The sequence below is a fragment of the Clostridium sp. JN-9 genome (assembly GCF_004103695.1).
Lineage (GTDB): Bacteria > Bacillota > Clostridia > Clostridiales > Clostridiaceae > JN-9.
Genome location: NZ_CP035280.1, coordinates 1,037,408 through 1,049,499, shown reverse-complemented (window position 1 = coordinate 1,049,499; position 12,092 = coordinate 1,037,408). Strand labels below are relative to the sequence as shown.

Annotated in this window: 11 protein-coding genes; 3 read left to right on the top strand and 8 right to left on the bottom strand. The window is 31.1% G+C overall.

The window, feature by feature from the left end; genetic code table 11:
- Positions 1–212: 212 nt before the first annotated feature.
- On the top strand, positions 213–1,094 hold the full coding sequence (locus EQM05_RS05010; protein WP_243108118.1) for a VIT1/CCC1 transporter family protein: 882 nt from the start codon (positions 213–215) through the stop codon (positions 1,092–1,094).
- Positions 1,095–1,449: 355 nt separating this feature from the next.
- Here the strand turns inward: EQM05_RS05010 and EQM05_RS05005 are convergent, their stop codons facing one another.
- The 5 genes from EQM05_RS05005 to EQM05_RS04985 all read right to left on the bottom strand — a co-directional run bounded on the left by EQM05_RS05005 (position 1,450) and on the right by EQM05_RS04985 (position 4,984).
- Positions 1,450–2,373 carry a transposase gene (locus tag EQM05_RS05005; protein ID WP_128751035.1) on the bottom strand — a complete coding sequence of 308 codons (924 nt, stop codon included), beginning with the start codon at positions 2,371–2,373 and terminating at the stop codon, positions 1,450–1,452.
- Between the two features lie 238 nt (positions 2,374–2,611).
- Positions 2,612–3,946 (bottom strand): MFS transporter, encoded by a 1,335-nt coding sequence (locus EQM05_RS05000; RefSeq protein WP_128749023.1) that lies wholly within the window; start codon positions 3,944–3,946, stop codon positions 2,612–2,614.
- 12 nt (positions 3,947–3,958) lie between these two features.
- The gene (locus tag EQM05_RS04995; RefSeq protein ID WP_128749022.1) at positions 3,959–4,210 is read right to left on the bottom strand and encodes a hypothetical protein; all 252 of its coding nucleotides are present in this window, start codon (positions 4,208–4,210) and stop codon (positions 3,959–3,961) included.
- A gap of 11 nt (positions 4,211–4,221) precedes the next feature.
- Positions 4,222–4,599 carry a hypothetical protein gene (locus EQM05_RS04990; protein ID WP_128749021.1) on the bottom strand — a complete coding sequence of 126 codons (378 nt, stop codon included), beginning with the start codon at positions 4,597–4,599 and terminating at the stop codon, positions 4,222–4,224.
- A gap of 19 nt (positions 4,600–4,618) precedes the next feature.
- Positions 4,619–4,984: a DUF2089 domain-containing protein gene (locus EQM05_RS04985; RefSeq protein ID WP_128749020.1), complete on the bottom strand. Its 366-nt coding sequence runs from the start codon at positions 4,982–4,984 to the stop codon at positions 4,619–4,621.
- A 420-nt stretch (positions 4,985–5,404) separates the two neighbouring features.
- Between EQM05_RS04985 and EQM05_RS04980 the strand changes: the two genes are divergently transcribed.
- Entirely contained in the window at positions 5,405–5,908 is a 504-nt protein-coding gene (locus EQM05_RS04980) for a nitroreductase family protein (RefSeq protein WP_128749019.1), read from the top strand.
- A 145-nt stretch (positions 5,909–6,053) separates the two neighbouring features.
- Here the strand turns inward: EQM05_RS04980 and EQM05_RS04975 are convergent, their stop codons facing one another.
- Positions 6,054–7,091 carry a hypothetical protein gene (locus EQM05_RS04975; protein ID WP_128749018.1) on the bottom strand — a complete coding sequence of 346 codons (1,038 nt, stop codon included), beginning with the start codon at positions 7,089–7,091 and terminating at the stop codon, positions 6,054–6,056.
- A 15-nt stretch (positions 7,092–7,106) separates the two neighbouring features.
- A complete protein-coding gene (locus EQM05_RS04970; RefSeq protein ID WP_128749017.1) occupies positions 7,107–8,147 on the bottom strand; it encodes a phosphodiester glycosidase family protein in 1,041 nt (346 codons plus the stop codon).
- A gap of 192 nt (positions 8,148–8,339) precedes the next feature.
- On the opposite strand from EQM05_RS04970, the gene EQM05_RS04965 reads away from it, so the two are divergent.
- Positions 8,340–9,968, top strand: coding sequence for an IS1182 family transposase (locus tag EQM05_RS04965; RefSeq protein WP_128748411.1), 1,629 nt, complete (start codon positions 8,340–8,342; stop codon positions 9,966–9,968).
- A gap of 249 nt (positions 9,969–10,217) precedes the next feature.
- Here the strand turns inward: EQM05_RS04965 and EQM05_RS04960 are convergent, their stop codons facing one another.
- A complete protein-coding gene (locus tag EQM05_RS04960; protein WP_205694197.1) occupies positions 10,218–11,912 on the bottom strand; it encodes a M3 family oligoendopeptidase in 1,695 nt (564 codons plus the stop codon).
- Positions 11,913–12,092: the final 180 nt, after the last annotated feature.

Genomic DNA, 12,092 nt, shown 5'->3' with positions numbered 1-12,092 from the left:
TTTTAAGCAATAATTAGTCTCATAATTTTTATTTAGTTTTCTAATTGAGGTCATGAACCCAATATTAATTATTTCATAAAACTTAATATCAATTATTTTCATTGTAAGTTTAATGTGGTAGTACTATAATAATATGATAAATCCTTTCATAAAATTAGTAAAAACCATTTAAATAGATGTAAAGTAAATCATATGGAAAGGTGGTAAATAAAATGGAAATAAGTGAAAATTTAAAAGAAATATTGCTTAAAATTCAGTTAAGAGAAATAACTGAGGGTCAGATATATAGGAATGTAGCTAAAATTACAAAGGACGAAAATAATAAAAACATATTGCTTAAAATAGCAGCTGATGAAAATCAGCACTATAAATTTATAAAAACATATACTAATACAGATGTTAAGGTTAATAAAAATGTAGTTTGGTTTTATTCATTTATAGCTAAAACGCTTGGATTTACTTTTGCAGTAAAACAAATGGAAGGAAGAGAAAATCAAGCATATAAGTTATACAAATACGATGAATTATCATACAAACTACCCGAATTTGCTAAAATGGCTAAAGAAGAAGAAAGCCATGAATCTTTACTTCTTGGTATGCTGGACGAAGATCGTCTTAAATATGTAGGATCTATTGTTCTTGGATTAAACGATGCCCTTGTGGAGATAACAGGAAGTCTTGCAGGATTTACTCTGTCTATGGCAAATACCAAAACAATTGCCCTGGCTGGAATAATCACAGGGATGTCAGCTACTCTTTCTATGGCAGCTAGCGAGTATATAGCTGAAAAAGCAGAGAATACGAAAGATGCTTTGAAATCAAGTGTTTATACAGGAGTCTCATATCTATTAACAGTTATCTTATTAGTACTCCCTTTTATCATTTTACCTAAAGATATGTATGTACAAGCACTTATAATAAGTCTTGTTATTGCTGTGATTGTAATTTCAGTTTTTAATTATTATATAGCTGTTGCTAAAGAAGTTAACTTCAAACAGCGATTTATACAAATGGCAGGAGTAAGCTTGGGGGTTGCGTTTTTATCCTTCATTATTGGATTATTTGTAAAAAATGTACTTGGAATAAAATTATAATTTATTAAAAAACCTTCAGGCAATTTTACATTTACCTGGAGATTTTTTTAATCTCATTTAGTTCCCTGAATTATTGCGGGAGAAATGTAACAGTGTAACGGTGGGACGGTTAACATTTTTTATCTGTTAAGTTTATAGCATTGCCTACGCCTAATTTGATTTTCCTATATATTAATATTTAAACATACTATTATTCTGCTATGTAATTACTTCATTATTGATTCTCATTTATAAAGAATTCGAACAGCTTGAAGCTTGTACAAAATAATAAAATGCAAACAAATAAAGCCTTTTATAAAGTATAAAAAAATGGCCATAAAAGGCTGTATAATTTCTTATTAACTTAAATGTTTTTTCAACACACCTGCTGAAGAATAAATTTATTTACAATATCCTTGTACCTATCCTCCGTGGATATAAGTTCAACTCCTATGGAGCATAGCTTTGAAACCCTGGATTCCGTAATATTACCAAGGATCTGGCAGATATGCTTAATTTTAAAATTACAGAGGCTTCTCATTAAAAGCACTGCTAATGCTCTTGCTTCCTTATTATTTCTGCTGTTCTTCATATACATCATTAGCTTTTCTATGCCTGTTTCTTCACAAATAAAGGCTATTATCTTCTCTGGGCTGAAATTTCTAACCAGTACCTTTCTCTGACTTCTATACTCAGTCTTTTCATCTTCAAATTCCATTTCCTTCTTTAGCTTTTCTTTATCACACATATATACAAATTTTAAATATCTATCTCTTGCATTGTTAACATTTTCACCCATCATTTGCATTATATAAGCCTCATCCAAAAGACCTGTTTCATCTTTTTTAAGACCCAAATACACTTTTAAACTTGAATATTTATACTTTTCAGGACAGTTTTCATAACCCTTTATTTTTAAAGGATTATTGTGAATATAAGCTGATAAAGTAACTAAATATCTATCAGTATCAACTATTTTGCTCTTAAATCTATCTTGAAACACATGTCCATGCCTATCATGAATCCTATTATAAGTAACTGCATATTTAAAATTCAGTCCATGCATTATTTTTGATATGTCTGCTCCATTGGAATCAATTATGAAATGTGCATGGTTAGTCATGATACAATAAGCATATACCTTGAATCCAAATATTGTTTGGTAATCCTTCATCTGTTTCAAGTATTTGTCTTTATCATCATCTTTTTTGAACAACGGAACTTCAGTTATACTTCTCACCATAACATGGTATATTGCATTATCCATCTTTATTCTTTCAGTTCTTGGCAATGAAAACACCCCATTCTTTGTTAAACTCAACCAAATAGATTTCAAAGTAAATCAGCTATGCAGCTTCTCAAAAAACTGTAGAAGCATCAGTATTTTTGCTCACTTAAATAGTGATTTACTAAATGAAATTATATAGCTAATAGTATTGACTCCAACAAAGGATGTTATTCAACTTATTTGAAAACATTGGTAAATTGTTAACCACCATTCCTTAGTTAAAAATTGGAAGTTGAAAGTTAGAAGTTAGTCAGTTGTTAACCATCCCTTTTAAGTTGTTTAGGTTGTTAACCGTCCCCGTCAAACTCTTTTCTTCTATTTTTGCATTATTTCCAATTGGTTTTGGATCATAAACCTCTGGAACTGCCTTTATAATAAAGTATATGGTTATAGCTGATGTCAATATTGTTATTACAAACATTATATTAAAGTAATGAAATTTATCTAAAAGGATACCATATATAATTGCTCCGAGAGGGACTGCACCCTGTGAAAAAACTCCAAGCAATGAGAAAAATCTTGATCTCATATCATTAGATACCATTTTCTGAAGATTTGTATTAAGTGGAGTATTAACTGCTGCATTAAAGATTCCCATGAATAGACATATAAGTGAAAGAATTATAAATAGATTCCAGCTGTTACCTCCTAGAATATTTACCACTTTAGGGAATACTACAATTGTAAGTGCAAAAGACATTATCATTTCTAAAATAAATCCACTGTTCATTAAAAATTTGGTTTTAAATTTACCCGCGAAAAGGCCCAAGGCTAGGTTACCAATAAGAATCCCCACCATAAAAGCTGTTATTATGTAACCATACTGCTGTGAGCTAAAGCCTATTCCCTTTTTCATAACATAAGGCATTACTATATCAAACAAAGGTTCCATAAGAAGATTTGTTATCATTGCAAATGCAAATAACTGCATGAGCCCCCTGCTGTTTTTTATCAATAACAATACTTCTTTATTTTCCGTAAAAAATGATCTTAATGTTATTTTTCCCTTGTCATATACTTTAGCTTTGTATACTATTGCCAATGAGCATATTCCCGATAAAATAAATGAAACTCCATTTAAATAGAAAACTGTTTTAATTCCAAAGAATCCATAAATTATACCGCCCAGTGCCGGTCCAATAATCATTGAGACTGCATCCAGAGCACCCCTTATAGACATAGCTTTCATAAGCTCATCTTCAGATAATAATTCAGGAAGCATGGCCACCGAAGCTCCTCCAAAAATACTGTCCATAATGGAAATTAATATCTGACTTATAAATAATATATAAATATTAATAGTCCCTGACATAGACAGGAATCCTAAAATGCAGATTAAAATACCTCTTCCAAAATCCGCTATTACCATTAAATTTCTTCTGTTTTTCCTATCCCCAAGAATACCTGCAAAAGGCGAAGTTATCAGATTTGGCAGCAGGCAAAGCATTGAAAATACTCCCATCATAACACCAGAATGTGTTAAATCCAGAATATAAAGCGGCAGCGCTATTTGTTGAATTCCTGTCCCAACTAGAGAAATTAACCTTCCAGTTAAATATAATGATAAATTTCTTTTACCTCTCATAATATTCCCTTTCTATATTGTTATTACTACCTCTGTGCCATCTTTATCTCTTATGTCTACAACTCTCAAGCCTTTATATTGCTTAAGAATACCAATACATTTACTGAGTTCATTTGTATCTATACAGTTAATATATCCCCTGTATTTTTCCGGTGTATGTTTTAAAACAAGAGGGGATTTAGCCATTAATATACCAAGCTTAATAATTCCAAAAGGTACTGGAATGAAAAATCTTTTTCCTTCAGTTTTAACTGAAACCTTCATAAATTCACATCCTATTCAATTGAAATCTCAACAATATCGCCATCAGAAGAATTTACATCCACAATTTTTCCTGTGAGTCCATTGTCAATTGCATCGGCTATAACTGTAATATCAACATTCTCCATGTATTTATTGTCACTATACATTGGAATTTTACCAAATGTTTTAAGCATAGTTTTAATTAACTTTATTGGAAGGGTTACATTTACTTTGTCCCCATCATGTGAACTCACCCTTATTTTCAACATTTTATTCATAATGTCATCATAATTTGCAACTTGAACATCCTTAGGTTTTTCACTAAGGGCCTCTATAAGCTGTTGTGCTTTATCAGCAGTTATCTTGCCATCTTCAACCATTTTTAAAATTTTTGATACTTCTTCATTCATATTAATAACCCCCATTTATTTATTCATTTAACATTTTAATGGCCTGATCAGGTGTTATTTCACCATTTTCAAGCATATCTACAATCTTCTTTTTATTCACGGCAGTCTGTGAAGTTACATTATATCCCAATGCATTTAAAACTTCATCCAGCTTAGCTCTAACCGTTGGATATGATATTCCAAGCTCTTTTTCAACGTCTTTTATATTCCCTCTGTTTTTAAGAAAAGTTTCCACAAAGGATAATTGATCTGCTGTTAAATAATCAAATTTTGATGTCATTTCAAACTCATTTTCAATTACTGTGTTACATTTACTGCATTTTAATCTTGTTATGTACAGTTTAGAGCCGCAGACTGGACACTTGTTAATAATTTTATAGGACAAAATTTCATCTCCCTTAAATAAATCATATAATCCAATTTATGAATAATCTTACAATGCTTATGTATATAATATACTACCCTTATTAAAATAAATCAATATTAAAATTAAAAATATTTATATTATATTTATATTAATATTAATACTATTAATATATAAGTTAATAATATTAATTTAATGATTTAATATTTTAATATCTATTTAATCTAGAAGCACCTCACATAAATATAACTTATATTTGTTATTAAAATGCCGCAATTAAACTCTATGAAATTAGCTTTATTCACTTAACCGTCCCCATTTTATCGACTTATTTCGGGTGCTGCCTGGTAGCATTCGACAAAAAACAGCACTTGATAATTTAGATAAATGTGTTAGTGTTAAAATATACAATTAATAATAATAATTAATGGAGGGTATGATATGGATTATTTTGAATTGGTACAAAAACGTCATAGTGTAAGAGCTTATAAATCAACCACCGTTGAACGTGAAAAGCTGGATAAAATACTAGAAACAGCAAGACTAGCTCCAACTGCAGCTAATCGTCAGGGATTTAAAATAATTGTAATCAGTACTGAGGGTAAAAAAGAAGAACTGAAAAAAATATATAACAGCAATTGGTTCGTAGAAGCACCTTATGTGATTTGTATCTGCTCAATTCCAGAAAAGTGCTGGGTTCGTCGTGACAATAAAAATTACAGCGATGTAGATGCTGCTATAGTTATGGATCATATTGTTTATGCTGCCACAGCCCTTGGGCTTGGAACCTGCTGGGTGGGGGCATTTGACGTGGAAGCAGCTAAGAATATATTAGAACTTGATAGTTCACTTCATCCTATAGCTTTTACACCTATTGGATATGAAAAGGAAAGCCCTTACAGAAGAATGAGACGTCCACTAGAAGAACTTGTTATTTACAAATAAATTACAAACAGGGAACGTAAATAGATTTGTGTAAAATCAAATCTATTTACATTCTTTTTATATATGCAGATGATAATTATGGAAACAATAACTTTATAATATATTCGGCAGCAATAGGAAGCGAAGCAATTCTTCCTTCTAGAAATTAATTTAAGTTTTCCTTTATGAGTACACCATTATTTACAGCATATAAAGTTTTATCAATAATACCAATTATGATTCCTTTATATTTTGTAGTTTTACTGGATAATTCATCTGTAATGACGCCATTTGTGCTGTCAGCCATATATACTTTTCCGCTGTTTGTTATAATAATATGATTTATAGCTACAGGATCATTAAAATCTATGGACTGCCATTGATTTATATTTTTCTTTATAGACCCAAATTGAATTTTAACAATTTTATTATTCTTAATTTTACCTATATATAAATTATCAGAATCGTCTACTTTAAGTAAATAAACATCTTTACTTAGGGAATCCCAGCTATTATTTTTTACATATACATTATTATCTATTCTGCTTTCATAAATCAAATTGGTCATACGATTAAATACTCCGATTTTACCAATCATTTTTGAATTTAATAATGGTACCACATTTCCATTTACATCAATATTAAATATATCTGCTCTTCCATTAGCTTTAGCCACTCTTATATACCATATGTTCATGGCAGATGAAATTGCTATATCTGAAATTTTGTCGCTGCTGTTATTTAATTTCAGCTTAATATCCTTTCCTTTATAATTTGTTGGAGTAAATTTACTATCATTATCTGCATTATATCTATAAATATTTATATTTCTACCCTGATTTAAGTCCTTTTCACATATAACCATTGAATTCATATCAGGAAACCATCTACTGTATACCTGTGTAAAGCCATTTTCTGCACTTACAGAATGTTTTGTTCCATCATAAGTGTTAATTATGTTTAATTTATTTTGTTGATAATAAGATATATATTTGCCATCATAGGAAATCTCAGTTTGTTTAGCATCTGAAGGCACATTAACTGTTATATTCTTAAGTGTTTTATTGTTTTTATCTACCCTTACTTCAGTAACATTAGTATTTAATATGGTTTCCCCATAGTACTTATCTGCAGCAAAAAATACACCAGTTTGAACCAGCACGGCAATTATACTCCATAATAATATTCTTTTAATTTTACTCATATTACTAACTCTCCTTTAAGGTTCAACATACAATGCAGTGGCCACATATCTTTCTCCATTCAATCCATGCGGATTATTTATAACGCTGCCATCATAATACATAGTGGACGAGTATCCTCCATCTAAATTTGTTGCATTATATGCGCCGAATTTTAAAAGTTCATCCTGAGCATCTTTCATGGTGGCTCCTGACTTTATAAGATTTTTCCTGCCATCCATTACTAGAAATAAAACAGTACCGTCTCTTTTCTGTCCTATTGCCGTTACAGGCTGTAAACCACTGCTGGCTGCGTCCTTAGAAGATATTTGTCCTTTTCCATTGGCTATTAAAACAGGGCCTCTGAAACAAATAGCCTCAGAAACATTCTTTTGTCTCAATTCATTTAAACTATAATTTCCTACAATCAGCTGTCCAGCCTTTGTAAAAGCTGTGACACTATATTTTACGTCTGCACCTGAATCATCCTTTGGAAATACAACCTGACCGTTAGAAATTACAAAACCGCCTGGATATGCTGCAGCGCCTCCAAATGAAGCTTTATTGGCATCGTAAAATCCGCCTCCATTAATTGCCGCCACTGCATTATGCTCCTTTGCCATTTCACTGGTTTTCTCTCCCTGCACTCCTAGTTTACTAGTAACAGCTATCTTAACCTTGGTAGGTACAGGTATCTCCAATAAATAACCATCATATCTTCCTGAATCAGGATGCAGATCATATCTTACAATTTCATTACTGCGGTTATTATTTACCTTTATATTTGCCACATCTACAGCCTCTGTATCTTTAACACCACCTTGATTATTTAATATTTTATTAATTTCATCTGTTGACAAAAATGTTGTTACAAGATATGTATGCCTTGTGCCCATTACTGTAGCAACCACAATCTTTTTTAAGTTTTCAAATGGTCCTTTTAATACATAAAAAGGTGCTGTTATTATAGTAAATACTATCTCGTAGATTATAAACATTATTAAAAGTTTTGATTTAAATTTCTTTTTTTTACCCAAAATAACACTCCTCCAATTGGAAATTAAGACTACCTTTAACATAACTTTTAGTATAATATTTATTAATTAAAAAGAGGTTAATAATTAGTTAAAATTTAGGGACAAAATTTTAATATAAACATTTTAGCAAAAAAAACAGGGGCTGTTGCACTAAAATAATTGGTGCGGCAGCTTTTTTACATAAAAATAAATCTTCCACTCGAAAGAGTGAAAGATTTATAGTAAAATTAACATATGAGAAAATACATTAATTCACACAAAAATTATACTTTATATCGTGGAAATTATCAATTAAAACTTCCATTAAATATTGAGTACATGATTCCCAATAATGATTCAGTGCGTTTGCTAAGTCAATTTGTAGAGGAGATGGATTTAACAGATTTATATTCGACTTATTCCCGAATAAGGGAAAATCAGGCTACGCCACGTCAGATGCTGAAGATTGTACTTTACTCCTATATGAATCATAATTATTCATCAAGAGCAATGGAGCTATCCTGCAAAAGAGATGTAAATTTCATGTACCTTTTAGAAGGTTCACCAGCACCAGATCATTCTACTTTTGCAAGATTTCGTAGTATTCATTTTGCCCCGTGCTCAGAAACAATAATGGCTGAAATGTCAAATTTTCTTTATGAGATTGGAGAAATATCAGGAGATACTATATTTATTGATGGTACAAAGATAGAGGCATGTGCTAACAAGTATACTTTCGTCTGGAAAAAAGCAGTTTCAAAAAACCTGGAGAGATTACTTTCTAAATTAGCTGATTTTGTAGCCGAATGTGAGGAATTGTATGGAATAAAGCTTGTATACGAAAACAAAGTAAAAATGAAACATGTAAAAAAGCTACGCAAAAAGCTTTACGCCTTGAAAAAGGAAGAAAATATTGAATTTGTACATGGATGTGGTAAAAGGAAAACTCCTATTCAACGTTCTATTGAAAAACTTGAGGAATACCTTAGAAAGTTAAAAGAATATACACAGAAAATCCATACCTGCGGTAAACGTAATAGCTATTCCAAGACAGATAAAGATGCAACCTTTATGAGGATGAAAGAGGATGCTATGAAAAATGGTCAGTTAAAACCAGGTTACAATGTTCAGAATGGAGTAGATTCCCAATATATAGTATGGGTTACTGTTTGCGATAAGCCTGGGGACACAACAACATTGATTCCATTTATAAAAAGCATGGAGAATTCCTTGTACTTTAAGTATTTTAAAATTGATGCGGATTCAGGTTACGAGAGTGAAGAAAATTATCTTTATATCAAAGAAAATGGACAGCTATCATATATTAAACCAGCAAATTATGAAATATCAAAAACAAGAAAATATAAACATGATATAAGCAGAATAGAAAACATGGATTATACTGAATTGGGCGATTATTATACTTGCAAAAATAATAAGAAACTAACAGTAAATAAAATAGTAAAAAGGAAAAGTAAGACTGGCTATATAAGTGAAAAAACAATCTATACTTGTGAGGACTGCAGTAACTGTGTTTACAAGAGTAAATGCATAAGAGGACATAACTGTAAAACGCCATTAGAAGAAAGGGTTAAAAATCTTGAGACTTCAAAACTATTCAACATGCTTCGCAAAGAGGATCTTGAAAGAATTATAAGTGATGATGGTTGCGAGTTGAGAATGAATCGAAGTATTCAAGCCGAAGGCTCTTTTGGAGAGATAAAACAGGATATGGGATTTCGTAGATATCTATGCAAAGGTAAAAAGAATGTTTTGGCAGAAAGTATTTTGTTAGCAATGGCACATAATATAAATAAGCTACATAATAAAATTCAGTTAGATAGAACTGAAACGCATCTTTTTCCACTTAAAAAAGGTGCATAATTATCAAACTTTAAAATTTTAAAAACTCTGCAAATCAAAAAAAGCCTTAATATGAAAGGCTTATTAAAGTGCGTCTTTTTTTAATTATCAAGCTCATTGGGGACTAAAATATCATTAAATTTTCTATAAAACACAAAAAAAATGCTGCCGCGTTAGCATATTTTTTTATGCTAATGCGACAGCCCCATAATATTTTAAAATTTTTGCATATTTTAAAAGTGGATATATCAATAATAAACTTTCACCAAATTATAAATTTTTATCATCCACCTGATCCAGCCATTTCTTTACTGGTATCATAACATTTTCAATGGTTCCGTCTTCAAATGGATTCCTCAGTTTTGCAACATCAACAAGCTCCAGGAATGACTTGCTTCCTCCTTGTCTGCATAATGCTAAATAATCCTGGAAGGCTTTCTCCCTGTTTTCATTTGCTTTAACCCAGAACTGCAGTGCACAAACCTGAGCCAGAGTATAATCTATATAGTAAAATGGCACCTGGAAAATATGTCCCTGCCTAAACCAGTATCCTCCTCTGTTTAATAAATCGCTGTCCTCATAGTCTATGCTTGGCATGTATTTCTTTTCAATTCTTCTCCAGGCATCCTTTCTTTCCTTAGGAGTAATTTCAGGATTTTCATACACGAAATGTTGAAACTCATCTACTGTAACTCCATAAGGTATAAATGTTATTGCACTGCTCAGATGTGTAAACTTGTATTTTAATTCATCTTCCTTAAAAAATAGTTTCATCCATGGCCATGTGAGAAATTCCATGCTCATTGAATGTATTTCTGCAGCTTCGTTTGTTGGAAATGAATACTCAGGAACTTCATAACCCCTGCTTAAATATGCCTGGAAAGCATGACCTGCTTCATGAGTCAGCACATCTACATCACCTGAAGTACCATTAAAATTGGAAAATATAAATGGCGACTTATATTTTGCTATATAAGTGCAGTAGCCTCCTCCTGCTTTGCCCTTCTTGCTTACCAGATCCAAAAGTTCATGATCTACCATAAATGTAAAGAATTCATCTGTTTCCTTTGACAATTCTTTGTACATTCGTTTTCCATTATTTAATATCCAGTTTGAATCTCCCTTTGGAATGGCGTTGCCTGTTAAAAACTTCAAAGGTTCATCATAGTATTTAGGTTCAGTAATTCCCAGTCTTTCCCCTTGTCTCTTTTTCAGCTGTTCTGCAATAGGGACAACATATTCAAATACCTGCTTTCTGTAATTAGCAACCATGTCTGCATTATAATCTGATCTACTCATTCTTAAATATGCCAGTTCAACAAAATTCTTATATCCCAACTTTTTAGATATTCTGGTTCTTATTTTAACCAATTTATCATAGATTTCATCAAACTTTTCTTCATTTTCAGCATAAAAATTTGTGGAAGCCTCATAAGCTCTTTTTCTCATGACTCTGTCTTTGGATTCTATAAAAGGTGTCAGCTGGGCCAGGTTTCTTTCCTTACCATCAAACATTATTTTAGCTGAAGCCTTAAGCTTATCATATTCTGTTACCAGCTTGTTTTCCTCTTGCAGATCTTCTATAATTTCAGGTTTAAAAGTTTTAAGCTGCATTTCTGCCATTGTAAATAATTGTTTTCCCCATTTTTCTTCTAACTTTTCTCTAAACCTGGAATTCACTAAAGCTTCATAATAATCAGAGATTATTCCCTCATATACAGGACTGTTCTCATCCATGAAAAGCTTCTCTTTTTCATAGAATTCATCTGTGGTATTAATGGTATTTCTAATGCCTACCAATTCCATCATAGATTCTACTTCAATTCTAAGTCCATTTATTTTTTTCATTATCACATCTTGTTCACTAAAGGAATCAGCATTCCTGAATTCTTTAATTAGAGTGCTAAAGTCTTCCTTTACTTTTCCCATATCAGGTCTTTTGTATTCATAATCTTTAAATTTCAGCAAGTTAAAACCCCCTATATTTTTTTGTTTTATATATTTCTATAATAACAATATTACCCTGATAAGTAAAATAAATTCTCTATCTTTAAAACTTTATTAAAATAATTAAATTAAGTATATATTTAAAGTTTATGTCAATAATCCATAGATAGAAAGTAAATCACATGAATAGGAGAGATT

Bases quoted from the DNA above. Each gene is read 5' to 3' on its own strand.
- EQM05_RS05010 (WP_243108118.1), top strand. From the start codon at position 213: ATGGAAATAAGTGAAAATTTAAAAGAAATATTGCTTAAAATTCAGTTA.
- EQM05_RS05000 (WP_128749023.1), bottom strand. From the start codon at position 3,946: ATGAGAGGTAAAAGAAATTTATCATTATATTTAACTGGAAGGTTAATT.
- EQM05_RS04995 (WP_128749022.1), bottom strand. From the start codon at position 4,210: ATGAAGGTTTCAGTTAAAACTGAAGGAAAAAGATTTTTCATTCCAGTA.
- EQM05_RS04990 (WP_128749021.1), bottom strand. From the start codon at position 4,599: ATGAATGAAGAAGTATCAAAAATTTTAAAAATGGTTGAAGATGGCAAG.
- EQM05_RS04980 (WP_128749019.1), top strand. From the start codon at position 5,405: ATGGATTATTTTGAATTGGTACAAAAACGTCATAGTGTAAGAGCTTAT.
- EQM05_RS04975 (WP_128749018.1), bottom strand. From the start codon at position 7,091: ATGAGTAAAATTAAAAGAATATTATTATGGAGTATAATTGCCGTGCTG.
- EQM05_RS04970 (WP_128749017.1), bottom strand. From the start codon at position 8,147: ATGTTAAAGGTAGTCTTAATTTCCAATTGGAGGAGTGTTATTTTGGGT.
- EQM05_RS04965 (WP_128748411.1), top strand. From the start codon at position 8,340: ATGAGAAAATACATTAATTCACACAAAAATTATACTTTATATCGTGGA.